The 22955-nt window shown below is 73.8% G+C and carries 19 protein-coding genes and 1 pseudogene; 10 read left to right on the top strand and 10 right to left on the bottom strand.

Annotation, left to right across the window (positions count from 1 at the left end; genetic code table 11):
• Positions 1-8 precede the first annotated feature (8 nt).
• The 4 genes and pseudogenes from IH44_RS0128655 to IH44_RS0128640 all read left to right on the top strand — a co-directional run bounded on the left by IH44_RS0128655 (position 9) and on the right by IH44_RS0128640 (position 3927).
• Complete coding sequence (locus IH44_RS0128655) at positions 9-449, top strand: septum formation initiator family protein (RefSeq protein WP_232795124.1); 441 nt, start codon at positions 9-11, stop codon at positions 447-449.
• 41 nt (positions 450-490) lie between these two features.
• A pseudogene (locus IH44_RS0128650) lies at positions 491-1018 on the top strand (DUF501 domain-containing protein); the annotation flags it as partial.
• A 146-nt stretch (positions 1019-1164) separates the two neighbouring features.
• Positions 1165-2100, top strand: coding sequence for a Ppx/GppA phosphatase family protein (locus IH44_RS0128645; RefSeq protein WP_030462649.1), 936 nt, complete (start codon positions 1165-1167; stop codon positions 2098-2100).
• A 459-nt stretch (positions 2101-2559) separates the two neighbouring features.
• On the top strand, positions 2560-3927 hold the full coding sequence (locus IH44_RS0128640) for an NAD(P)/FAD-dependent oxidoreductase (protein ID WP_030462648.1): 1368 nt from the start codon (positions 2560-2562) through the stop codon (positions 3925-3927).
• A 203-nt stretch (positions 3928-4130) separates the two neighbouring features.
• On the opposite strand, the gene IH44_RS0128635 is transcribed toward IH44_RS0128640, so the two are convergent.
• A complete protein-coding gene (locus tag IH44_RS0128635) occupies positions 4131-4583 on the bottom strand; it encodes a hypothetical protein (RefSeq protein WP_030462647.1) in 453 nt (150 codons plus the stop codon).
• 185 nt (positions 4584-4768) lie between these two features.
• On the opposite strand from IH44_RS0128635, the gene IH44_RS0128630 reads away from it, so the two are divergent.
• A complete protein-coding gene (locus IH44_RS0128630; protein WP_081967185.1) occupies positions 4769-6028 on the top strand; it encodes a cation:proton antiporter in 1260 nt (419 codons plus the stop codon).
• Between the two features lie 23 nt (positions 6029-6051).
• Here IH44_RS0128630 and glgA read toward each other — a convergent pair whose 3' ends face one another.
• Complete coding sequence (gene glgA, locus IH44_RS0128625) at positions 6052-7242, bottom strand: glycogen synthase (RefSeq protein ID WP_030462645.1); 1191 nt, start codon at positions 7240-7242, stop codon at positions 6052-6054.
• A 49-nt stretch (positions 7243-7291) separates the two neighbouring features.
• Positions 7292-7447: a hypothetical protein gene (locus IH44_RS46755; RefSeq protein ID WP_157852500.1), complete on the bottom strand. Its 156-nt coding sequence runs from the start codon at positions 7445-7447 to the stop codon at positions 7292-7294.
• 229 nt (positions 7448-7676) lie between these two features.
• Between IH44_RS46755 and IH44_RS0128615 the strand changes: the two genes are divergently transcribed.
• Positions 7677-9032, top strand: coding sequence for a helix-turn-helix transcriptional regulator (locus IH44_RS0128615; RefSeq protein ID WP_232795123.1), 1356 nt, complete (start codon positions 7677-7679; stop codon positions 9030-9032).
• A gap of 81 nt (positions 9033-9113) precedes the next feature.
• Here the strand turns inward: IH44_RS0128615 and IH44_RS0128610 are convergent, their stop codons facing one another.
• The 7 genes from IH44_RS0128610 to IH44_RS0128580 all read right to left on the bottom strand — a co-directional run bounded on the left by IH44_RS0128610 (position 9114) and on the right by IH44_RS0128580 (position 19414).
• Positions 9114-10469, bottom strand: coding sequence for a phosphomannomutase/phosphoglucomutase (locus tag IH44_RS0128610; RefSeq protein ID WP_030462643.1), 1356 nt, complete (start codon positions 10467-10469; stop codon positions 9114-9116).
• Complete coding sequence (glgB, locus tag IH44_RS0128605) at positions 10459-12666, bottom strand: 1,4-alpha-glucan branching protein GlgB (RefSeq protein WP_051817426.1); 2208 nt, start codon at positions 12664-12666, stop codon at positions 10459-10461. Before glgB ends, IH44_RS0128610 begins: the two co-directional genes overlap by 11 nt.
• A gap of 35 nt (positions 12667-12701) precedes the next feature.
• Positions 12702-14162 (bottom strand): phosphotransferase, encoded by a 1461-nt coding sequence (locus tag IH44_RS0128600; RefSeq protein WP_081967184.1) that lies wholly within the window; start codon positions 14160-14162, stop codon positions 12702-12704.
• A gap of 1 nt (position 14163) precedes the next feature.
• Positions 14164-16179, bottom strand: a complete 2016-nt coding sequence (locus tag IH44_RS0128595) for an alpha-1,4-glucan--maltose-1-phosphate maltosyltransferase (RefSeq protein WP_081967183.1) — start codon at positions 16177-16179, stop codon at positions 14164-14166.
• Between the two features lie 43 nt (positions 16180-16222).
• Entirely contained in the window at positions 16223-16759 is a 537-nt protein-coding gene (locus IH44_RS0128590) for a DJ-1/PfpI family protein (RefSeq protein WP_030462640.1), read from the bottom strand.
• A gap of 53 nt (positions 16760-16812) precedes the next feature.
• Positions 16813-18477: a thiamine pyrophosphate-binding protein gene (locus IH44_RS0128585; RefSeq protein ID WP_030462639.1), complete on the bottom strand. Its 1665-nt coding sequence runs from the start codon at positions 18475-18477 to the stop codon at positions 16813-16815.
• A gap of 100 nt (positions 18478-18577) precedes the next feature.
• Positions 18578-19414, bottom strand: coding sequence for a type 1 glutamine amidotransferase domain-containing protein (locus IH44_RS0128580; RefSeq protein WP_030462638.1), 837 nt, complete (start codon positions 19412-19414; stop codon positions 18578-18580).
• A 320-nt stretch (positions 19415-19734) separates the two neighbouring features.
• Here IH44_RS0128580 and IH44_RS0128575 point away from each other — a divergent pair, with 320 nt between their 5' ends.
• From IH44_RS0128575 to IH44_RS0128560, 4 genes are read left to right on the top strand one after another with little or no spacing between them, the layout of a single operon-like run.
• On the top strand, positions 19735-20160 hold the full coding sequence (locus IH44_RS0128575) for a hypothetical protein (RefSeq protein WP_030462637.1): 426 nt from the start codon (positions 19735-19737) through the stop codon (positions 20158-20160).
• Positions 20160-21707, top strand: a complete 1548-nt coding sequence (locus IH44_RS0128570; RefSeq protein ID WP_030462636.1) for a GMC family oxidoreductase — start codon at positions 20160-20162, stop codon at positions 21705-21707. Before IH44_RS0128575 ends, IH44_RS0128570 begins: the two co-directional genes overlap by 1 nt.
• Before the next feature lie 21 nt (positions 21708-21728).
• Positions 21729-22532 (top strand): ester cyclase, encoded by an 804-nt coding sequence (locus IH44_RS0128565; protein WP_030462635.1) that lies wholly within the window; start codon positions 21729-21731, stop codon positions 22530-22532.
• A 48-nt stretch (positions 22533-22580) separates the two neighbouring features.
• Positions 22581-22952: a nuclear transport factor 2 family protein gene (locus IH44_RS0128560; protein WP_030462634.1), complete on the top strand. Its 372-nt coding sequence runs from the start codon at positions 22581-22583 to the stop codon at positions 22950-22952.
• Positions 22953-22955: the final 3 nt, after the last annotated feature.

Genomic DNA, 22955 nt, shown 5'->3' with positions numbered 1-22955 from the left:
GCGAGCAGATGGCCAAGTGGAGGATTCCCGGGTTGGCGGCGCGACCGCGCTTCACCAGCCGGGCCACCGTGCTGGTCCTCGTGCTGTGCTCGCTGGTGGCGATACTCGCCTACCCCGCCCGGCAGTACATCGCCCAGCGCGGCGAGATCGCCGACCAGCGGGCCAAGGCCGAGCACGCCCGCCAGCAGGTCGACGAGCTGCGCCGGGAGAAGGCCCGCTGGCAGGACCCGGAGTACGTCAAGGCGCAGGCCCGCGAGCGGCTGCACTACGCGCTGCCCGGCGAGACCCCGTTCGTCTCGGTCTCCCCGCCGCCCGCGCCCGGCGCCAAGCCCTCCTCGGCGGACGCCGCGGCCGGCCCGCCGAAGGCCGCCAAGCCCTGGTACGCCGCCCTCTGGGACTCGGTGGACGCCGCCGACGCCGCGGCGCCCGCGCCGCAGCCGGCCCCCTGACGACCCCTCACCCACCCCCGGACGAACAGACTCCTGACCTGATGAGCAACCAGAACCCTCCCGCGTCCGACGCCCCCGAGGTGTCCGAGCGCGACGTCGCCGCCATCGCCGCCCAGCTCGGCCGGGTCCCGCGCGGGCTGCGCGGCGTCGCCCACCGCTGCCCGTGCGGCAACCCGGACGTGGTGGAGACCGCGCCCCGGCTGCCCGACGGCACGCCGTTCCCGACGCTCTACTACCTGACCTGCCCCAAGGCCGCCTCGCTGATCGGCACCCTGGAGGCGGACGGCGTGATGAAGGAGCAGACCGCCCGGCTCGCCGAGGACCCGGAGCTCGCCGCCGCCTACCGGCGGGCGCACGAGGACTACATCGCCCGCCGGGACGCCATCGAGGTGCTGGAGGGCTTCCCCAGCGCCGGCGGCATGCCCGACCGGGTCAAGTGCCTGCACGTGCTGGTCGGCCACTCGCTGGCCGCCGGGGAGGGCGTCAACCCGCTCGGCGACGAGGCGATCGGGATGCTGGAGCAGTGGTGGGCCAAGGGCCCGTGCGTCAGCGACGCCGAGGTCGAGGCGGCCGGCGCCCGGGTCGCCCGCAACCGGGCCAAGGCCGCGGCGCAGGACCACGACGCGGTGATCGCCGCCAAGGAGGCACTGAGTGCCGAGCGGGCGGCCCGCAAGGCCGCCGCCGAGGCCGGACAGGCCGAACAGGAGGACGAGTCGTGAGCCCGACCCGGGTCGCCGCGATCGACTGCGGCACCAACTCGATCCGCCTGCTGATCGCCGACCTCGACCCCGCCACGGGCGAGATCACCGACCTGGACCGGCGGATGCTGATCGTCCGGCTCGGCCAGGACGTCGACCGCACCGGCCGGCTGCACCCCGAGGCGCTGGCCCGCACCTTCGCGGCCTGCCGCGAGTACGCCGAGGTCATCGACGCGCACGGGGTCACCCCGGACCGGATCCGGATGGTCGCCACCTCCGCGTCCCGGGACGCCGAGAACGCCGCCGAGTTCACCGCCGGGGTCAAGGAGATCCTGGGCGTCACGCCGAGCGTGGTCAGCGGCGACGAGGAGGCCCGGCTCTCCTTCACCGGCGCCACCCGGGAACTGCTCGGCGGCCCGCACCGCCCGCCCTACCTGGTGTTCGACCTGGGCGGCGGCTCCACCGAGTTCGTGCTCGGCGAGCGGGACGTGCGGGTCGGGTACTCGATGGACATCGGCTGCGTGCGGATGACGGAGCGCCACTTCGCGGGCGGGCAGCCCACCGAGGCGCAGATCGCGGCCGCCCGGGCCGACATCCGGGCCGCGCTGGACACCGTCGCGCAGGCCGTCCCGCTGGACTCCGGCGCCACCCTGGTCGGCCTGGCCGGCACCGTCACCACGGTGGCCGGGATCGCCCTCGAACTGCCCGGGTACGACTCCGAGCGGATCCACCACGCGGTGCTGGACGTCGCGCAGGTCCGGGAGACCGCCCAGTGGCTGCTGCACTCCTCGCACGCCGAGCGGGCCGCCGTCCCGGTCATGCACCCCGGCCGGGTGGACGTGATCGCGGCGGGCGCGCTGGTGCTGCTGGAGATCATGGAGCGCACCGGGGCCGCCGAACTGCTGGTCTCCGAGCACGACATCCTCGACGGGATCGCCTGGTCCATCGCCTGACCCGGCACCCCGGGCGGGGCCCTGCGGGGAGCGGGGTCCGGAGGTCCGCGGAAGGGCCTTCCGGGCCCTTCCCGGGGCCCTTCGGGGGGCTTGCGGCGTGTCGGCCGAAGAACCTTCGTGAATTTCTTCACATGGCAATCCAGCCTTTCGACCCACCTGGGTGTCCGCTCCGTCCGAAATGTGGGACCGAAGGTGCCGCTGGCGGGTTGTTCATGGGATCGCAGGCAACCTGGCGTTCATCCCGGAGAAATCGAAACCCCGCTCGGGAACCCGTGCGGCACCGGGATCGTTGCTGCTCAGCGCGGCACTGAGTGCCGTCCCGGTCGCGGAGGGCGGTCGGCGGGCCCGGAACGGGCCTCCGGGGGGCGAAGTGCGGGCGCGTAGTGTAGCACCAGGTGTCCAGGAGCTTGTGACGGGCCTCACGAACGGCCCGTCAGGCGGGGGTGGATACTTTCGGATATGAGCACCACGGAGCGTCCTCGCATCCTCATTGTCGGCGGTGGTTACGTCGGCCTGTATGCCGCGATGCGCATCCTCAAAAAGATGCGCTACGGCGAAGCGACCGTCACGGTCGTCGACCCGCGGTCGTACATGACGTACCTGCCCTTCCTTCCCGAGGCGGCCGGCGGCAACGTCGCGCCCCGCAACCTCGTCGCACCGCTGCGCAGCGCCCTGAAGAAGGCGGAGGTGCTCACCGGTCACGTGACCGAGGTGGACCACGCCCGCAAGGTCGCCACCATCCAGCCCGCGGCCGGCGACTCCTACGAACTGCCCTTCGAGTACCTGGTCGTGGCGACCGGCTCGGTGTCCCGCACCTTCCCGATCCCGGGTCTGGCGGAGCACGGCATCGGCATGAAGACGGTCGAGGAGGCGATCAGCCTCCGCAACCACGTCATGGCGCAGCTCGACAAGGCCGAGTCCACCACGGACGAGGACGTCCGGCGCAAGGCCCTGACCTTCGTGGTCATCGGCGGTGGCTTCGCCGGCATCGAGACCGTCGCCGAGATCGAGGACATGGCGCGCGACGCCGCCAAGATCTACAAGACCGTCAGCCGTGACGACATGCGCTTCGTGGTGGTGGAGGCGGCCAACCGCATCCTCCCCGAGATGGGCCCCGACCTCGGTCTGTGGACCAAGGGCCGCCTGGAGGAGCGCAACATCGAGGTCTACATCGAGACCTCGATGGACTCCTGCGTCGACCAGCACGTGGTGCTGAAGAACGGCATGGAGTTCGACGCCTCCACCATCGTGTGGACCGCCGGCGTCAAGCCCAACCCGGTCGTCAACCGCTTCGGCCTCCCGCTCGGCCCGCGCGGCCACGTGGACACCGCGGCGACCCTCCAGGTCCAGGGCTTCGACTACGTGTGGGCGGCCGGCGACAACGCCCAGGTCCCCGACCTCGCCTCGGGCGAGGGCGCCTGGTGCCCGCCGAACGCGCAGCACGCGGTGCGCCAGGCCGCCGTCCTCGGTGACAACGTCATCGCGGGCATGCGCGGCTTCCCGCAGGCCGAGTACAAGCACAAGAACCTCGGCGCGGTGGCCGGCCTCGGCCTGCACAAGGGCGTGGCGATCCTCTTCGGCAAGATCAAGCTGAAGGGCCGCCTGGCCTGGTGGTTCCACCGCGGCTACCACGGCGCGATGGTCCCGACCATGAACCGCAAGGTCCGGGTCTTCACCGACTGGACCCTGGCGATGTTCCTCAAGCGCGAGACGGTCGGCCTCTCCGAGATGGAGAAGCCCTTCGACGCCTTCCAGGAGGCGACCGCCCCCGCGCCGAAGCCCGCCGCCGCGGCCGCGCCCGAGAAGGAACTCGCCGCCAGCAAGTAAGCAGGAAGCGACCAGACCCGACACAGGTCGGGTTCGAGTCGGAGGCCCTCCGCCCGGCAGCGCCGCCGGACCACGACCTCCGTGGTGCTCAGCCGGCCCCGCCACCGGGCGGAGTACAGCACAGCAGTCCCGAAGGCCCCCACCCTCCACCGGGTGGGGGCCTTCGGGCGTTCCCGGGGCGCCGCACGCCTCCCGGCGATCCGTCAGGACGCCCCGTCGGGCGCCGTCCGGTCGGTGAGCCGCTCGTGCCGCTGGCGGGCCGCCTGCGGCGTCCCCAGACCGAGGCCGAAGGCGATGTCCTGCCAGGTCATCCCGCGGCCGCGGGCCATGGTGAGCAACCCGGCCTCCAGCTCGTCGAGTTCGGCCCGGACCAGGGGCAGCAGGGTCAGCGCGGCCGTGATGTCGTCCCGGTCGACCTCCGGCTCGTCCTCCTCGGCCAGCGCCGCCCCGCTGAGCAGGAACGCCACCAGCCGCACCGCCTCGTGCGGGGCGAGCACCGCCGGGTTGACCTGCCGCTGCCGCTGCCCGTCCCCGGCGGCGTGCCGCTCGGCGATCCGGAACAGCGCGGCGTACACCCGCCCGGCCCGCGCGGCGGCGGGGTCGGGCGGCGCGAACGGGTCGGCGGGGGACGGGGATCGGGGAGCGGTGTCGGCCATGGCCCCAGGATGCGCCGGCGAACGCGGTGTGGTCAAGGATTCGTTGTGAACATTCCGTTCAAGTACGGGGGTGTCCCGGCGGACTTTCCACAGTGCGGTCCGGTCGGTGGCGTCCCGTCGACGGCCCGGATGTGACGACCTAGATTTCTGGCTGTCAATTCTTAAGTAAATATTGGGGGCTGCAGATGTCCTTGGATCCCACCACCCGGTTCCTCCTCGCCTTCGCCGCCGTCCTGGCCCTCGGCCTCGGCGCCGCCCGGCTCGCCCGGCGGTTCGGCCAGCCGGCGGTGATCGGCGAGATCGCGCTCGGGATCGCGCTCGGACCGTCCCTGCTCGGACGCGTCCTGCCCGACCTGCACCGACAGCTGTTCACCGGCTCGCCGCTGACCGTCCTCGACGGCCTGGCCCAACTCGCCCTCTCCCTCTACGCCTTCGAGATCGGCGCGCGACTCGCGGCGGAGACCCGGACCCGCCGGGACGCCGGAGGCCGCTCCCCGCTGCCGCTGGCCGCGGTGTCGGTGTCGGTGCCGGCCGCGACCGGGCTGGTGCTCGCCCCCTGGCTGGTCCGCTCGGGCGGGGTCGGACCGCACGGCTCACCCGGCTCCTTCGCGGTCTTCCTGGCCGCCGCGCTCGGCGTCACCGCCGTGCCCGTGCTGGCCCGGCTGCTGCACGACCGCGGCCTGGACGACACCCCCGAGGGCCGGCTCGGCCTGGCCGCCGCGGCCGTCGGCGACGGCGCCTGCTGGGCGCTGCTCGCCCTCGCCCTCTGGCTGGCCGGCACCCTGCCGGCCGGCCGCCTGGCCCTCGCCCTGGCCGGGGTCGCGGGCGCCGGACTGCTCGCCCGCCGCCGCGCCCGCACCGCGAACCGCACCCCGCCCGGCACCCGCCCCGGCGCCGCCCCGCTGCTCGGCGCGGTCTGCCTGGCCGCCGCGCTCTCCTCCGGGCTCGGCCTGCACACGCTGTTCGGCGGCCTGGTGCTCGGCCTGCTCTGGCCGCCCGCCCGCGGCCCGCACGGCGAACTGCCCGCCACCGCCGCCGCCGGGCTCGGCACCCTGGCCACCGTGCTGCTGCCCTGCTTCTTCCTCGGCGCCGGCCAGCAGGTCGACCTCGGCGCCGACCTGGCCGACCCCGGCTTCCTCGCCCTGGCCGGGGCGGTGCTCGCCGCCTCGACCGCGGCCAAGGTGCTGCCCGCCGCCGCGGTCGGACGGCGCGGCGGGCTGCCCTGGCGGGACAGCCTGCGGCTCGGCGTCCTGATGAACACCAAGGGGCTGACCGAACTCGTCCTGCTCACCGCCGGCCGGCAGGCCGGCCTGATCGGCCCCCGGCCGTACGCGGCGCTGCTGCTGGTCGCGGTCGCCGCCACCGTGCTGGCCGGGCCCGCGCTCCTGCTGCTGCGCGAGCGGCCGCGGGCCGCGGCGGAGCCGGTGCCCGCCCCGGCGGGCTGAGCGCCGGCCCCGCCGGGCGGCGGTCAGCGGGCGGCCAGCACCTTGCCGTAGACGTCGAGGGTGCGCTCGGCGACCCGGTCCCAGGAGAACTCCCGGACCGCCCGCTCCCGCCCGGCCAGGCCGAACTTCTCCGCCGTCCCCGGGGACTCCAGCAGCGCGTTGACGGCCGCGGCCAGGCCGCGGGCCAGGGCGGCCGGGTCGGCCGGCTCCCCGGTCGCGTCGTTCCGCGGCTCGTACGGCACCAGCAGGCCGGTGCGGCCGTGCTCGACCACCTCGGGGATGCCGCCGACCGCGGTGGCCACCACGGCGGTCCCGCAGGCCATCGCCTCCAGGTTGACGATGCCCATCGGCTCGTACAGCGAGGGGCAGACGAACACCGCCGCGCAGCTGAGCAGCCGGCGCAGGCTCAGCGGGTCGAGCATCCCGTCGATCCGGACCACGCCGTCGCGCCGCCGGACCAGGCCGGCCACCAGGGCGTCCACCTCGGCGGCGATCTCCGGGGTGTCCGGCTGCCCGCAGCACAGCACCAACTGGGCCTCCGGGCGCAGTTCGAAGGCCGCCCGGAGCAGGTGCTGCAGGCCCTTCTGGCGGGTGACCCGGCCGACGAACAGCACGATCGGCCGGTCCGGGTCGAGGCCGAACCACTCCAGCACCGCGGGGGAGCGGTCGGGCCGGTAGGCGTCGGCGTCGATGCCGTTGTGGATCACGTGGACCCGCTCGGGCGCGATCTCCGGGTAGGCCGCCAGCACGTCCGCGCGCATCGCGCGGGAGACCGCGATGACGGCGTCCGCGGACAGCGCGGCGGTGCGCTCCAGCCAGGAGGAGAGCGCGTAGCCGCCGCCGAGCTGCTCGGCCTTCCACGGCCGCAGCGGCTCCAGGCTGTGCGCGGTCATCACGTGCGGGACGCCGTGCAGCACCCCGGCGACCTGGCCGGCGCCGTTGGCGTACCAGGTGTGGCTGTGCACCAGGTCGGCGCCGGCGCAGGCGGCCGCGGCGCCGAGGCCGGCGCCGAGGAAGCCGAGCGCGGGATTGGCGCCGCGCAGCGCCTCGGGGACGGCGTGGGCGCGGGTGCCCTCCTCGTGGCGGGGCTCGCCGAAGCAGTGGACGTCCACCTCGACGCGGCGGCGCAGCGCCCGGGTCAGCTCGGTGACGTGGACGCCGGCACCGCCGTACACCTCGGGCGGGTACTCCCTGGTCAGGACGGAGACGCGCATGGCGGATCCCTTCTGGGCTGGTGCGCTGGTTCCGGGGGCCGGGCGCGGGTCAGCAGCAGTCGCCGTCCCCGTCGGGGGTGGCGGCGGCCGCAGGGACGGCCTTGGCCGGGACGGAGGGGTGGCCGACGCCGAGCGGGCCGAGGACCAGGGCGAGGCCGGTCGCGGCGAGCACGGCGGCGAGGCGGGCGATCAGGCTCTTGGACATGGCAGTGCCTTCCTGGGCAGGCCCTCCGTGGGCCGCTTCGAATTGACACCTAGAGTCAATCCGGATTGACAGAAGCTGTCAATGGACCGCCTCCGGGGAGACCTCGACACCCGGTACAACGTCAGGTCAGTCCGAGAACAGCCGAGAACGAAGGCATCGACAACTCCTTGGCGGCCCGCTCGCCGTCCTGTAAAAATGGCAGTCAAATGGCACTCTGGAGGTGGACGACGTGGACCAGACTCAGAGCGTGGCGGGTGGAATCGGTCAGCGCCTGCGCGAGCTCCGGCTCAAGCGCGGGCTCAACCAGCAGGACCTCGCCTCCGAGGACATCTCGGTCAGTTACGTGTCCCTGATCGAGACCGGCAAGCGGGCCCCGTCGGAGGCCGTGCTGAAGAGCCTCGCCGAGCGGGTCGGCTGCTCGGTGGAGTACCTGCGCACCGGGCACGACGACGCCACCATCAAGGAGCTCGAGCTCAAGGTGGCCTTCGGCGACATGGCGCTGCGCAACGGCTCCAACGGGGAGGCGCTGCAGTCCTTCAGCGAGGCGCTGGCCTCGGCGCCGCTGCTCAGCGACGCGATGGTCCACCGGGCCCGGCTCGGCCAGGCGCTGGCGTTCGAGAAGCTGGGCCGGCTGGAGGCCGCGATCCAACTGCTCACCACGCTCTTCGAGGACCCGGTCATGGTGGCCGGCTCGGCCCAGTGGGCCCAGCTCGCGGTGGCGCTGTGCCGCTGCTACCGGGAGTCCGGCGACCACGTCATGAGCGTCGAGGTGGGCGAGCGGGCGATGCGCAAGCTCGACTCGCTCGGCCTGGACGTCACCGACGACCACATCCAGCTCGGCGCCACCCTGATCGGCTGCTACCGCGAGCGCGGCGACCTGGGCCAGGCCAACCTGGTCGCGGCCCGGCTGCTGGTGGTCGCCGAGCAGACCGGCTCGCGGGTCGCCCGCGGCTCGGTGTACTGGAACGCCGCGCTGGTCGCCAAGTCGCGCGGGCGGGTGGACGAGGCGCTCGGCCTCACCGAGCGGGCGCTGATGATGATGGCCGAGACCGACAACGTCCGGCACCTGGCCCTGCTCAAGGGCGTGTACGGGCGGCTCATCCTGGAGACGGAGCCGCCCGACCTGGAGCGGGCCCGCACCCTGCTGGACGAGTCCCAGCTCGGGCTGCTGGAGGCCGGCACCGCCACCGAGCAGGCCTGGAGCGAGACCAGCCTGGCCCAACTGGACATCCAGCTGCGGCGGTTCGACGAGGCGGCGGCGCACGCCAACCGGGCGCTCGGGCTGCTGCGGGCCGAGCCGCGGTTCGACGCCGCCAAGGCCCGGGTGCTGCTGGCCGAGGCCCAGTTCTTCGGCGGCGACCCGGACAGCGGCGTGGCCACGCTGCGCGCGGTCGAGCGGCAGCTCGGCCAGCTCGCCGCCAACCGCGGCGCGGCGGAGGTCTGGCGGCAGGCCGGCGACCTCTGGCAGCGGTTCGGCCGGCCGGACGAGGCGATGAGCGCCTACCAGCGGGCGCTGACCAGCGTCGGTCTGCGGGCGCTGCCCAGCACGGCCGAGGCGTCCTCGCCGCGGCAGCTCAGCCAGTAGCCGCCCGCGGACCCGCCGGGTGCGGCGGGTCCGCGGGCGGTCCGGTCCCGGCGCGGCTGCCCCCGGGACCGGACCGCCGGTTCAGGCGCCGGCGACGATCCGCAGCACCCGGTCGCGGAGGTCGTCGAGGCGGCCGCCGTCGGGGGCCTCGGCGTTCAGCCGCAGCACCGGCTCGGTGTTGGAGGCGCGCAGGTTGAACCAGGCGCCGTCGGAGAAGGCGGCGGTCAGGCCGTCCAGCCGGTCCAGGACGGCGCTGTCGCCGAGCGAGCGCTCCACCGCGGCCAGCGCGGCGGCCGGGTCGGCGACCTCCAGGTTGGTCTCCGCCGCGGTGGCGTACCGGGTGAAGCCCGCGACCAGCTTCGACAACGGCCGGTCCGCGGCCGACAGTTCGGCCAGGACGTGCAGGGCGGCCAGCATGCCGGTGTCGGCGAACCAGAAGTCCCGGAAGTAGTAGTGCCCGGAGTGCTCGCCGCCGAACACCGCCCGGTGCTCGGCCATCAGCGCCTTGACGAAGGAGTGCCCGACCCGGGAGCGGACCGGCACGCCGCCGTTCTCCTCGATCACCTCGACCGCGGACCGCGAGGTGATCAGGTTGTGCACCACCCGGGCCCCGGGCTCGCCGGCCAGCAGCCGGGCGGCGACCAGCGCGACCACCGAGGAGGCGGGCACCGCCTCGCCGCGCTCGTCGACCGCGAAGCAGCGGTCGGCGTCCCCGTCGAAGGCCAGCCCCAGGTCGGCGCCCTCCGCCCGGACCCGGGCCTTCAGGTCCGCGACGTTGGCCGGCTTCATCGGGTCGGCCTCGTGGTGCGGGAAGCTGCCGTCGAGCTCGAAGTACATCGGGACGACCTCGAGCAGCGGGTGGTCCAGCACCAGCGGCACGGTCAGCCCGGCCATGCCGTTGCCCGCGTCCACCACCACCTTCAGCGGCCGCAGCCCCGAGAGGTCGACCAGCGAACGCAGGTGCGCGGCGTACTCGTCGAGCAGGCTCTCGGCCCGCCGGACCCCCGGGAGCGGATCGGCGGCGACCGGCGCCGGGTCGACCAGCGCGGCCCGGATCCGCTCCAGGCCGCTGCCCTCGCCGATCGGCACGGCCCCCGCCCGGCACAGCTTGATCCCGTTGTACGCCGCCAGGTTGTGGCTGGCCGTGAACATCGCACCGGGCACGCCGAGCCGCCCGGACACGAAGTACAGGTAGTCGGTGGAGCCGAGGCCGGCGTCCAGGACGTCCACGCCCTGCTCCAGCACGCCCCGGGTGAAGGCCGCGGCCAGGGCGGGCGAGGAGTCGCGCATGTCGTGGGCGACCGCGATCTCGGCGGCCCCGGTCAGCTCGGTGAAGGCGGCGCCGATCCGGTACGCGGCGGCCTCGTCCAGCTCCTGCGGCACCAGGCCGCGGACGTCGTAGGCCTTGACCAGGCGGCGGGCGAGTTCAGGCTCCATGATGCTCCTCGGGTGTCAGCCAGACGGTGGCCAGCGGGGGAAGGGTCAGCCGGGCGCTGTGGTCCTGGCCGTGCCACGGGACGGGTTCGGCCTCGGGCCGGCGGTTCCCGGCGGCGGCGTCGCTGCCGCCGTACCGGGCGTCGTCGGTGTCCAGCACGGTCCGCCAACGGCCCGGCAGCGGCAGCCCGACCCGCCGGCCGTGCCGGACGACCGGCGAGAAGTTGCTGACGGCCACCAGCGGGCTGCCGTCCGCCGCACGGCGCACGAACGCGATGACGTTCTCGTCGGCGGCGTCGCCGTCCAGCCAGCGGAAGCCGTCGGGGACGGTGTCCTGCTCCCACAGCGCGGGGGTGGCGCGGTAGGTGTGGTTGAGGTCGGCGACCAGGCGTTGGAGGCCGCGGTGGCCGGCGGCGCCGGGCCAGTCGTCGTCCAGCACCCACCACTGCGGGCCGTGTTCGTGGTCCCATTCGGCGCCCTGGGCGAACTCCTGTCCCATGAACAGGAGTTGCTTGCCGGGGTGGGCCCACATGAAGCCCAGGTAGGCGCGGTGGTCGGCGCGCTGCTGCCACCAGTCGCCGGGCATCTTGGAGACGAGGGCTCGTTTGCCGTGGACGACTTCGTCGTGGGAGATGGGGAGAATGTAGTTCTCGGAGTAGGCGTACACCATCGAGAAGGTCATCTCGTTGTGGTGGTACTTGCGGTGCACGGGTTCCTTGGCGATGTACGCCAGGGAGTCGTGCATCCAGCCCATGTTCCACTTCAGGCCGAAGCCCAGGCCGCCGGTGTCGGTGGGGCGGGTGACGCCTTCCCAGGCGGTGGACTCCTCGGCGATGGTCAGGATGCCGGGGCAGCGCCGGTAGACGGTGGCGTTCATCTCCTGGAGGAAGGAGGCGGCGTCCCAGTTCTCGCGGCCGCCTTGCCGGTTGGGGGTCCAGGCGCCGTTCTCGCGGGAGTAGTCGAGGTAGAGCATGGAGGCGACGGCGTCGACGCGCAGGCCGTCGACGTGGAACTCCTCGCACCAGTACACCGCGTTGGCGACCAGGAAGTTGCGGACCTCGGTGCGGCCGTAGTCGAACTCCAGGGTGCCCCAGTCGGGGTGTTCGGCGCGCAGCGGGTCGGCGGGCTCGTAGAGGGGTTCGCCGTCGAAGCGGGCGAGGGCGAAGTCGTCCTTGGGGAAGTGGGCGGGGACCCAGTCGACGAGTACGCCGATGCCTGCCTGGTGGAGGGTGTCGATGAGGTGGCGGAAGTCGTCGGGGGTGCCGAGGCGGGCGGTGGGGGCGTAGAAGCCGGAGACCTGGTAGCCCCAGGAGCCGCCGAAGGGGTGTTCCATGACGGGCATGAACTCGACGTGGGTGAAGCCGAGTTCGGTCAGGTAGCGGGGGAGGGCCTCGGCGATCTGGCGGTAGGTGGTCAGGTCGGGGCGCCAGGACGCGAGGTGCATTTCGTAGACCGACATCGGGGCGCGGTGGTGGACGGTGCGGGCGCGCTGCTCCATCCACTCGGTGTCCTGCCAGGTGTGGCGGGAGGTGGTGACGACGGAGGCGGTGTCGGGGGGGCACTGGGTGGCGCGGGCCAGCGGGTCGGCCTTCTCCAGGCGGTGTCCGTGGCGGGTGAGGATCTGGTACTTGTAGCGGTCCCCCTCGCCGACGTCGGGCAGGAACACCTCCCAGACGCCCGAGGAGCCCAGTGAGCGCATCGGGTGCGCGGTGCCGTCCCAGTGGTTGAACGAGCCGATCACCCGCACCCCGACCGCGTTCGGCGCCCACACCGCGAACGCCGTGCCCGCCACGCCGTCCACGGTGCGCAGGTGCGAGCCCAGCACGGTCCACAGCTCGCGGATCAGGTGCAGGTCCAGCTCGCCCAGCGTCGGGGCCAGCCGGTAGCCGTCCTCCTGCACCAGCGGCTCACCGCCCGGATACGTCACCCGCAGCCGGTAGTCGGGCAGTCGGGTGATCGGGAGCAGGGCGGTGAACAGGCCGTCCGGGCCGGGCACCAGGGCGACCTCGCCGAGCGGGGTCTCCAGCACCACGCTCTCCGCGCCGGGCCGCAGCGCCCGGACGGCCACGCCGTCCCCGACCGGGTGCGCGCCGAGGACGGCGTGCGGGTCGTGGTGGGTGCCGGCGAGCAGCCGTTCGGCGTCGTCGGGCGGCGGCGGGGCCTCGGGGAGCAGGAGCGGGGCCGTCAGCTGCACGGTCACGGGAGTGGCGTCCTCTCGGGGTTCGGGCGGGCGGTTCAGCGGCCGGCGGCCAGCCGCTGGATCGCGTTGAGCGGGATGAACCGCTTGTCGGGGCGGTAGCGGGTCTCGTACACGGCCTCGTAGACGGCCTTGTCGATCTCGAAGGCGCGCAGCACCGCCGGGTGGCAGTAGGGGTCGACCGGGCCGCCGGCGGCGTAGCCGGCGATGAAGGCCCGGCGGCCGCGCAGCGACCAGGCCCGGGCGCGGCGGGTGTGGCGGAGCCGGTCGGCGGGGTCGAGGAGTTCGGCGTCCTCGGCGAGCAGGGCGGCGAGCGCGTGCTCGGCGGCGTACTCGAAGGAGCGCAGCATGCCCGCGACGTCGCGCAGGACGGGCTGCGGGCGGCCCTGGTCGTCGGCGGCGCCGCCGGGTTCGCCCTCGAAGTCGATGACCTTCCAGCCGGTCTGGGTGCGCAGCACCTGGCCGAGGTGGAGGTCGCCGTGGATCCGCTGGCCGTCGAGGCCGCGGCCCTGGCAGGCGGCCCGGGCGAAGTCCCGGTAGATCTCGGTGATCCGCCCGGTGTGCGGGACGATCTCGGGGACCCGGCAGGCGGCGTCGCGCAGCCGGTCGTCGAGCCGGCCGACGATGCCGCAGACCTGCTTCTCGGTCAGGTGGCGGCGGGGGAAGGTCTCGGCGAGCAGGCGGTGGGTGCGGGCGACGGACTCGCCCATGGCGTAGGCGTCGGCGCCGAATCCGCCGAGGCCGGCGGCGCCCTCGCGGCCGCGCAGGCTGTCGGTGGCGTGCCGGACGGCCAGCTCCCAGCCGTCGCCGTCGGCGGGCAGGAACTCCTGGAGCACGCCGAGCACGTGGTCGTCGACGGTGAGGCGGCCGAGCAGGCCGGGGGTGCTGCGGCTGCCGGCGGCGGTGAGGGCGGTGAGCACCTCGGCCTCCGGGTGCGGGCCGGGCTGCGGCTGGCGGAACAGCTTGAGCATCAGTCGGTTGCCGAACACCACGGCGCTGTTGGTCTGTTCGGCCTTCAGCGGGCGCGGGGTGAGGCTGTCGGGCAGGGAGCCGGGGCGGGTCAGGGTGAGACGGGGTTCGCCGGGGCGGGCGGTCCGGGTGCGCTCCAGCAGCAGGGACATCAGCTCGGGGTCGTCGGTGGCCTCGTAGATCCACCAGCCGTCCCAGCGGCCGCCGACCGCCTGCCCGACCACCGCCGCGTTCAGGCGCGGGGCGAGCCGGGGGCGCAGCCCCAGCAGCAGCTGGTAGCGGCGGGCGGCGCCGGAGGTGTGGACGGCGGTGAGCAGGGCGTGCACCAGGACGGCTTCGCCGCCGGGCCGTTCCAGCACGGTGTCGGTGACCGGGACGAGGTCCTGCAGGCAGCCGCTCTCGTGGGTGAACCAGCGGCGGGTGACCAGCCAGGGCAGCAGCGCGGGCAGCATCGGGCGGAGCAGCGCGTCGCCCCGGAGGGCCGGACCGGGTTCGGTGGCCAGGCAGGACTCGCAGACGGCGGTGGTCATCTCAGCCGTCCTGACGCAGGGTGAGCAGGTGGGCGGGGGCGACGGCCGGGTCGAGCCGGACGTAGTTGCGCCGGCCCCAGAGGTAGAGCTCGCCGGTCAGCTCGTCCCGGACCTTGGTGTCCTCGGGCAGGTCCAGGGTGACGGTGGCCTCCTGGACGTGGTGCGGGTCGAGGTTGACCACGGCGACGACCCGGTCCTCGGTGCCGTCCTCGGTGCGGGCGGTCTTGGAGAACGCGAGGATCCGGTCGTTGTCGGTGGGGTGGAAGCGCAGGTCGCGCAGCTGCTGGAGGGCGGGGTGGCGGCGGCGCAGCCGGTTGAGCGCGGTGAGCAGCGGGGCGAGGGTGTCGGTGCGGGTCCAGTCGCGGGGGCGCAGCTGGTACTTCTCGGAGTCGAGGTACTCCTCCGAGCCCGGGTGGGCGGCCCGGTCCTCGCAGTGCTCGTAGCCGGCGTAGATGCCGTAGCTGGGGGAGAGGGTGGCGGCGAGGACGGCGCGCAGGGCGAACGCGGCGGGGCCGCCGGTCTGGAGCTGTTCGGGGAGGATGTCAGGGGTGGTGGGGAAGAGGTTGGGGCGCATCCAGGCGGCGGCTTCGCCGGTCAACTCGGTGAGGTACTCGGTGAGTTCGGCCTTGGTGTCGCGCCAGGTGAAGTAGGTGTAGGACTGGTGGAAGCCGATCTTGCCGAGGGTGTGCATCATCGCGGGCCGGGTGAACGCCTCGGCCAGGAACAGCACGTCGGGGTCGGTGCGGGCGATGTCGGCCAGCACCCGTTCCCAGAAGTTGACCGGCTTGGTGTGCGGGTTGTCGACCCGGAAGATCCGCACCCCGTGGCCCATCCAGAACCGCAGGACGCGCAGGGTCTCGCGGACGATCCCGTCGAAGTCCCGGTCGAAGTTGACCGGGTAGATGTCCTGGTACTTCTTCGGCGGGTTCTCGGCGAAGGCGATGGTGCCGTCCGGGCGGTGGGTGAACCACTCCGGGTGCTCGCGCACCCAGGGGTGGTCCGGCGAGCACTGCAGGGCGAAGTCGAGGGCGACCTCCAGGCCCAGCGCGGTGGCTTCGGCCACGAAGTGGTCGAAGTCCTCGATGGTGCCCAGGTCCGGGTGGACGGCGTCGTGGCCGCCCTCCGGCGAGCCGATCGCCCACGGCGAGCCGACGTCGTGCGGGCCCGCGGCCAGGCTGTTGTTCGGGCCCTTGCGGTAGGAGCGGCCGATCGGGTGGACCGGCGGCAGGTAGACCACGTCGAAGCCCATCGCGGCCACCGCGGGCAGCCGTTCGGCGGCGGTGCGGAAGGTGCCCGACACCGGCGGCTCGACCCCGGACGGGTCGACCACCGCGCCCTCCGAGCGAGGGAAGAACTCGTACCAGGAGCCGAACAGCGCCCGCTTGCGGCTGACCACCAGCTCGAACTCCGGTGAGCTGCTGACCAGTTCGCGCAGCGGGTAGCGCTCCAGGACGGCGGTGACCCGGGGACGGCGGGCGATCAGCAGCCGCTCCAGCGGGGAGCGGGCCGGGTCGCGGAGCGCGGCGGCGGCGCCGAGCAGGACGCCGCGGCCGCGGCCCTGCGGGACGTTCCCGGCGGCCCGCTCCAGCAGTTCGGCGCCCTCGACCAGGGTGACCTCGACGTCGACGCCGGCCGGGACCTTGACCGCGGCGGTGCGCCGCCAGCAGGTGACCGGGTCGCTCCAGGCCTCCACGGTGTAGGTCCAGCGGCCGGGGACGGCGGGGGTGACCCGGGCGCTCCAGCGGTCGGTGCCGGGGGCCTGTTCGCGCATCGGCGTCCACGGCCCGCGGCGGCCGCCGGGACCGCGCAGCACCACGTTGGCGGCGACCGCCTCCCGGCCCTCGCGGAACACGGTGGCGGACACCTCGAAGGTCTCGCCCTCGACCGCCTTGGCGGGCCGGCGGCCGCCGTCGACGGCCGGTCTGACGTCGAGCACCGGGATCCGCCCGACTGGCTCCGGCCGGTGGCGGACTGCTGAGGCGGCACGGGGGGACAACACGGCGGTACGGGCGGGCATGGCGGAACTCCTCTCGGTGGCGGGACGCGCGGGGGGAGCGGGATCAGCGGTGGCCGATCCGGTCGATGATGGTGCGGGCGAACAGGTGGCAGTGGTTGCCGGTGCGGGCGGTCACCAGGTCGTCGTCGACCACCACGTCCCGGTCGACGAAGACGCCGCCCATGTTCCGCAGGTCGCCCAGCAGGTTGTTGTGGACGACGGCCTGCCGGCCGCGGATCACCGAGGGCACCGGGGCGGCCAGCCACATGCCGTGGCAGATGATCCCCTTGACGATCGCCGGGTCGGCGAAGGCGCGGCGCAGGAACAGCGCGGCGGGCGGCAGCCGGTCGACGTCCTCGGTGTAGCGCAGCCGGTCGGCGACGATCCCGGAGGGGACGATCACCGCCGCGTACTGGCGCAGCCCGAACTCGTCGACGTCCTCGAAGGACTCGCTGACCTCGAACGGCATGCCGTGCTCGTGGCCGCGGAAGACCAGCCGGTCGTTGCCCCACAGCCGGGTGAGGAAGTGGACGGTGGCGCCCTCCTCGGCGAACCGGCGCTGGTAGTAGAGGATCTCGGGCTCGTAGAAGTCGCTCTCCATCAGCACGGCGATCCTCCGGCCGGCCAGCCGGCCGCCGGGCTCGGTGGCGGTGCTCACCGGCCCACCACCAGGTCGATCAGGAACGGTCCGCCGCTCGCCAGCGCCTCGGCGATCGCGGGGCCGGCCTGGTCGGGCTTGTCGACCCGGACGGCGGGGACGCCCAGCGAGCGGGAGAGCGCGGCGAAGTCGATCTCCGGGCGGGTCAGGTCGAACAGGTCGGGCAGGGCGTGCGGTTCGATGTCCTGGCTGTCCCAGTACTGGGCGATGTTCTGGTCGAGCAGCTTGTAGCGGCCGTTGTTGCAGATGACGAAGAGGGCGCCGATGCCGTAGCGGGCGGCGGTCCACAGGGCCTGGAAGGTGTACATCGAGCCGCCGTCGCCGGTGAAGCCGACCACGGTCTTCTCCGGGTGGGCGAGCTTGGCGCCGAGCGCGCCGGGGATGCCGACGCCGAGCGAGCCGCCGCGGGTCTGGAACCACTCCCCGGGGGTGTTCGGCGGCAGGTGGCGGAAGAGGCCGGGCGAGCAGGTCAGGGCCTCGTCGAAGAGGATCGCGTCGGCGGGGAGCCGTGCGGCGAGCTCGCGGCCGAAGCCGGCGGCGGTGAGCGTGCCGGCGGCCTCGCGCTCGTCGCGCTCGTCGGCCTCGGCGCGGGCGGCGGCCTGCTCGGCGCCCCAGTCGCGCAGCCGGCCGGCGGCCCGGCGGTGCTGATCGGGGGTCAGCCGGGCGTCGAGGGCGTCGGCGATCCGGCCGAGCGACTGGCGGGGGTCGGCGAGGATGCCGAGGTCGACCGGGAAGTTCTTGGCGATGGCGCCGCTGTCGAGGTCGACGTGGACCACCGGTGCGCCGGGGGCGAACACCCCGTCCAGGGCCGGGTAGACCTCCGGCAGGGCGTAGGTGCCGGCGATCAGCACCGCGTCGGCGGCCGAGGTGACCCGGCGGCTCGACGCGCCGAACATGTGGCCCAACTGGCCGCGGTAGGCAGGGTGTTCGGCGGGCAGGTTGACCTCGGACCAGTCCGCGCCCCACACCTCGGCGCCCCACACCTCGGCGAGGCGGGCCAGTTCGGCCTGGGCGCCGGAGAAGTGCACGCCGTCGCCGGCCACCACCAGCGGCCGCTCGGCGCCGGCCAGCAGGTCGGCGGCGCGCTCGACGGTCTCCGGGGCGGGGACGGCCGCGGTCTCCAGGTAGGAGGTGGGCACCACCGGCTCGTCGGTCTCGGCGTCCAGCACGTCGGCCGGCAGCACCACCAGCACCGGGCCGTACGGCGGGGTGGCGGCGACCTTGAAGGCGCGGCGCAGCACCCGCAGGGTGGAGCGGGGGTCGACCACCCGGGTCGCCCACTTGGTGACCGGCTCGCCCATGGCGACCAGGTCGGCGGCCATCTGGGCCTCCATGGCGTCGTACGCCAGCCCGGCTTCGCCGACCAGGACGACCAGCGGGGCGTGGCCGCGCATGGCCTGGTACAGCATGCCGATGCCGTTGCCGAGGCCGACGCCGGAGTGCAGTTGGAGCAGGGCCGGGCGGCGGGTGGCCCGGGCGTAGCCGTCGGCCAGGCCGACCACGGTGGCCTCCTGGAGGGCCAGCACGTACTGGATGCCGGGGAAGTTGCGGAGCTCGTCCAGGAACCCCTGCTCGACCGTGCCGGGGTTGCCGAACATGTGGGTGACGCCGTCGGCCTCGAACTGTTCGAGCATCGCCACCCGTGCGGGCCTGCTGGCCATGGCTGTTCCTCCTCGTGTGCGCTGGGTCTTCCGGTACGGGGGGAGTGGGGCCGCGGGGAGCGGGGCGGGCGCCCGCCCCGCTCCCCGCGGCCGGCGCGGGTCAGGCCGTGAAGCCCCACTGGCGCAGCCCGTGCTCCAGCACCTCGACCAGCTTCTGGCCGGTGAGGTAGGAGTCCGGGGTGGACCGCCCGGTGATGAACGGGTAGTCGACGATCACCGAGGTCTCCTTGCCGAAGTTGCCGTGGAAGGCCCCGTCGGGGAGGGTCGCGTCGCGCAGGATGTACTCCAGCGGGTACGGCGGCGGGCCGATCACGAAGTCGGTGCCCATGAAGCCGGTGCCGTCCTTGTAGTCGTACTCGATGCAGTGCCCGGTGACGTGCTTGTTGCGCAGGATGCTGACCCGGTCGTCCTGCTCGCGGGCGAAGGCCAGCGCCGCGATGCCGTAGCACTCGGCGGCGATCGGCAGGTCCAGGGCGTGGAAGGCCAGGATCAGGTCGTGGATCCGCCAGTTGTTGGCGAGGTCGACGATCGGGCCGCTGCCGCCGACGATCAGCAGCGCGTCGTAGCGCTCGGCGATCTGCTCCCGCACCTGCTCGCGGCGGGTGTGGTAGCCCTCCCAGGCGCGCAGGAAGTCGCTGCGGCTGCGGTACGGGCGGTCCGGCAGCCAGGAGGCCAGGTCCAGCGGCTCGTCCAGCCGGCTGGAGCGGTCCAGGACCTTGACCTTCTCGGCCATCTCGGTGCTGGTCACCGAGCGGCCCAGCGGCGGGTCGATGTACTCGGGGTCCATGCTCGGCGGCAGGGCCGCGGGGCGCTTGCCGGTCGGGGTCGCGAAGGTGACCTCGTAGCCGGCCCGGTCGAAGGTCTCCAGCGGCCCGACCAGCTCCTCACCCCAGTACCCGTACTCGGAGAGCACGATGAGGATTCGCTTCTTCGCCATCGGCGGTGTTCTCCTTCGATTGCCTTGCGAATTCCCGCCGGAAGTCGGCGGCGGTTCTGTCTAACAGCCGCCGCGGAATTCGCGCCAGGGTCGTAGCCCCGTCCGCCGGGACACTGCGAAGTCGGCGAAAGCACTTCGGCATGTCCCGCGGTCCGGCCCCCGGGCCGGCCGGGACGCCTTCGAGCAGCCGAGTTGCCGAAGGACGGGAGGGGACTTCGCACAGTGCGGGGAAGGGCGCGGCGGGCCGTTGACGCTCCGGCGGGCCGGATTCTAGCGTCCCTGTCAGCCGCGCTCACGAATTGCGGAAAGGGGAAGCGGAAATGCCCGAGACGAACTCCGGGAAGAACCCGGAAATCAGGGAATTCGCACAGAACTGGTTCGACCTGCTGAGCAGCCACAAGCCGGTGGAGGAACTCCTGCCGCTGGTGGCGGACGAGGGCCTGGAGATGGCGTTCCCGGAGCGCACGCTCCGCTCGCACGCCGACTTCCGGGACTGGTACGCCGTGGTCGGCGGGGCCTTCGCCGACCAGAGCCACACCCTGGAGGAGTTCACCGCCACCGAGGCGGACGGCCTGGTCGGCATCGAGCTGACCGTGGTCTGGGCCGCCGAGCACCTGGCCGAGGGCCACCGGAAGGTGTTCCGGGTGCAGCAGAGCTGGCAGCTGGCCCGCGACCCGGCCACCGGCGCGCCGCGGATCGTCCGCTACCGGGTCGGCACCCTCACCCCGGTCGGGGACGCCGGCTGATGGCAGCCGACTACGTGGTGGTCGGCGCCGGCTCGGCCGGCGCCGCGGTGGCCGCCCGGCTCAGCGAGGACGGCTCCGCGGACGTCGTCCTGCTGGAGGCCGGCGGCTGGCCCGGGCGCGAGGAACTGCACCGCACCGACGCCGGCGCGCTGCTGGAACTGCTCACCGCCGACTGGAGCACGGCCGTCGACTGGGGCTACGCCACCGAGCCGGAACCTGGCGTCGACGGGCGCCGGATCCCGGTCGCCCGCGGCCGCCTGGCCGGCGGCTGCAGCGCGGTCAACGCGCTGATGTGGGTGCGCGGCAGCCGCCGCGACTACGACGGCTGGCGCGACCTGGGCAACCCCGGCTGGGGGTACCGGGACGTGCTGCCGCACTTCCGGCGCTCGGAGGACTACGCCGGCGGCGCCTCCGCCTGGCGCGGCGAGGGCGGCCCGGTGCAGGTCGCCGCGCCGGCCGAACCCACCCCGCTGGCCGAGGCGTTCGTCGCCGCGGCCCGGGAGACCGGCCACGGCGGCGACGGCGACTACAACGCCGAGCACCAGGAGGGCTTCGGGTTCCACTACCAGCACACCCGGACCCCGCAGGGCCGCCGCTCCAGCACCGCCACCGGGTACCTGCGGCCGGCCCTGGCCCGCCCCAACCTCACCGTGCAGACCGGCGCCCAGGCGACCCGGATCCTGGTCGAGGACGGCCGCGCGGTCGGCGTCGAGTACCTCCAGGGCGACCGGACGCACACCCTGCGGGCGACCCGCGAAGTCGTCGTCTGCGCGGGCGCGTTCGAGAGCCCCAAGCTGCTGCTGCTGTCCGGCATCGGCCCGGCCGACCAGCTGCGCGCCGCGGGCGTCGAGGTGCTCCTCGACCTGCCCGGGGTGGGCCGCAACCTGCAGGACCACCTGTTCGCGCCGGTCTGCTACGAGTCGCTGCGCGAACTGCCGCCCGGGGCGCCGCTCTCCGAGGCGGGCCTGTTCACCCGGACCGCCGCCGCCGACCCCGCGCGCGGACCGGACCTGCAGTTCACCTTCGGGCCGGTGAAGTTCCTGCCCGCCGACGCCCCCGCCGCACTGCGGGCCGGCCCCGGCTTCACCTTCGCGCCCATCGCGCTGCTGCCCGCGAGCCGCGGCACGGTGACCCTGCGCGACACCGACCCGCGCTCCACCGCGGTGGTCCGGCCCGGCTACCTCAGCGACCCGGCCGACCTGGACGTCCTGGTCGAAGGCGTCCGGCTGGCCCGGGAACTGGCCCACACCGCGGCCTTCGACGACTTCCGCGGGGAGGAGTACGGCCCCGGCAAGGGAGCCGTCGGCACCGCGGAGCTGCGCGCGTACGTCCGCGCCAACGCCACGACGCTCTGGCACCCCGCCGGCACCTGCCGGATGGGCCCCGGACCCGACGCCGTGGTCGGCCCGGACCTGCGAGTGCACGGCATCGACGGCCTGCGGGTCGCCGACGCCTCGGTGATGCCGACCGTGGTGGCCGGCAACACCAACGCCCCCAGCGTGATGATCGGCGAGAAGGCCGCCGACCTGATCCTCAACCGTCCCTGACCCCCCGACCGGAGGCCGACGATGGCAGACCAGCAGGACAACCTCGACCTGTACCGGCGCTTCCTGGACGCGCTGAACCGCAACGACCCCGACGGCATCGCCGCCGTGATCGACCCCGCGTTCCGGGACCACCACCCGGGCTTCGACATCAGCAGCCTGGAGAGCTACCAGCAGGCCCTCAAGGCCGCGCACGACGCGCTCGACCTGCGCGGCGAACTGCAGGAGGCGTTCACCGCCGGGGACCGCGTGGTCACCCGGGTCAAGCTCACCGGCACCCACCGCGGCGAGCTGCTCGGCATCCCCGCCACCGGCCGGCCGGTCGAGTGGACCACCACCGAGATCTGGCGCGCCGAGGACGGCCTGCTCGCCGAGCGCTGGGCGCAGGACGACCTGCTCGGCCTGAAGGAGCAGCTGGCCCGCGGCGCCGAGAACACCGCCGTGGTGCAGCGGGTCAGCGACGCGGTCAACGCGCACCGATACGACGACCTGGACGAGCTGTTCGGCCCCGAGTTCCGGGACAACAACCCGGCCTGGAGCGTGACCAGCCTGGAGGAGCTCAAGGGCATCATCATCGGCGCCCACCGGGCGCTCGACTTCCACGCCCACCTGGACGCCCTCTACCCGGCCGACCCGGACAAGGTGATCATGCACATCACCTTCACCGGCCGGCACGTCGGCCCGTTCTTCGGGATCGAGCCGACCGGCAAGGAGGTCAGCTGGACCAGCCTGGAGGTCTACCGGCTGGAGCACGGCAAGGTCGTCGAGCGCTGGGTGCAGGCCGACACCGCCGGCCTGATGGCCCAGCTCGGCGTCGAGCTCCCGTAACACCCGCCCCCACCCACCGAGTTCACCCCCAGACCCAGGAGGAGACCCATGGACACCAGGGGTGTCGTGGACCGCTACTACGAGCTCGCCAACGCGGGCGACTGGAACCCGTGGTGCGACCTGTTCGCCGCCGACACGGTGATGGACGAGCAGCTCGCCGGACACGTCGAGGGCCGGGAGACGCTGCGCGAGATGATGCGCGGATTCCCGCAGACCTACGCCGAGTTCGCCAACAAGCCGGTGCACGTGGTGATCGACGGCGAGCAGGCGGCCGTGGTCTCGCGGATCACCGGGCGCACCCACGCCGGCGTGGAGGTCGAGGCCGGGGTGTGCAACTACTTCCGCGTCGTCGGCGGCGAGATCGTCTACATGGCGAACTTCCACGACAGCGCGCCGTTCGCCCCCGTGCTCGGGAAGTGAGGC

It is taken from the genome of Kitasatospora sp. NRRL B-11411 (assembly GCF_000721345.1).
Classification (GTDB): domain Bacteria; phylum Actinomycetota; class Actinomycetes; order Streptomycetales; family Streptomycetaceae; genus Kitasatospora; species Kitasatospora cineracea.
This window is presented reverse-complemented; position numbering and strand designations above follow the sequence as displayed.

What these genes read in the sequence shown, in the direction of transcription:
- IH44_RS0128655 (WP_232795124.1), top strand. Translation starts at nt 9, where the DNA reads ATGGCCAAGTGGAGGATTCCCGGGTTGGCGGCGCGACCGCGCTTCACC.
- IH44_RS0128640 (WP_030462648.1), top strand. Translation starts at nt 2,560, where the DNA reads ATGAGCACCACGGAGCGTCCTCGCATCCTCATTGTCGGCGGTGGTTAC.
- IH44_RS0128635 (WP_030462647.1), bottom strand. Translation starts at nt 4,583, where the DNA reads ATGGCCGACACCGCTCCCCGATCCCCGTCCCCCGCCGACCCGTTCGCG.
- IH44_RS0128630 (WP_081967185.1), top strand. Translation starts at nt 4,769, where the DNA reads ATGTCCTTGGATCCCACCACCCGGTTCCTCCTCGCCTTCGCCGCCGTC.
- glgA (WP_030462645.1), bottom strand. Translation starts at nt 7,242, where the DNA reads ATGCGCGTCTCCGTCCTGACCAGGGAGTACCCGCCCGAGGTGTACGGC.
- IH44_RS46755 (WP_157852500.1), bottom strand. Translation starts at nt 7,447, where the DNA reads ATGTCCAAGAGCCTGATCGCCCGCCTCGCCGCCGTGCTCGCCGCGACC.
- IH44_RS0128610 (WP_030462643.1), bottom strand. Translation starts at nt 10,469, where the DNA reads ATGGAGCCTGAACTCGCCCGCCGCCTGGTCAAGGCCTACGACGTCCGC.
- IH44_RS0128600 (WP_081967184.1), bottom strand. Translation starts at nt 14,162, where the DNA reads ATGACCACCGCCGTCTGCGAGTCCTGCCTGGCCACCGAACCCGGTCCG.
- IH44_RS0128595 (WP_081967183.1), bottom strand. Translation starts at nt 16,179, where the DNA reads ATGCCCGCCCGTACCGCCGTGTTGTCCCCCCGTGCCGCCTCAGCAGTC.
- IH44_RS0128590 (WP_030462640.1), bottom strand. Translation starts at nt 16,759, where the DNA reads ATGGAGAGCGACTTCTACGAGCCCGAGATCCTCTACTACCAGCGCCGG.
- IH44_RS0128585 (WP_030462639.1), bottom strand. Translation starts at nt 18,477, where the DNA reads ATGGCCAGCAGGCCCGCACGGGTGGCGATGCTCGAACAGTTCGAGGCC.
- IH44_RS0128580 (WP_030462638.1), bottom strand. Translation starts at nt 19,414, where the DNA reads ATGGCGAAGAAGCGAATCCTCATCGTGCTCTCCGAGTACGGGTACTGG.
- IH44_RS0128575 (WP_030462637.1), top strand. Translation starts at nt 19,735, where the DNA reads ATGCCCGAGACGAACTCCGGGAAGAACCCGGAAATCAGGGAATTCGCA.
- IH44_RS0128570 (WP_030462636.1), top strand. Translation starts at nt 20,160, where the DNA reads ATGGCAGCCGACTACGTGGTGGTCGGCGCCGGCTCGGCCGGCGCCGCG.
- IH44_RS0128565 (WP_030462635.1), top strand. Translation starts at nt 21,729, where the DNA reads ATGGCAGACCAGCAGGACAACCTCGACCTGTACCGGCGCTTCCTGGAC.
- IH44_RS0128560 (WP_030462634.1), top strand. Translation starts at nt 22,581, where the DNA reads ATGGACACCAGGGGTGTCGTGGACCGCTACTACGAGCTCGCCAACGCG.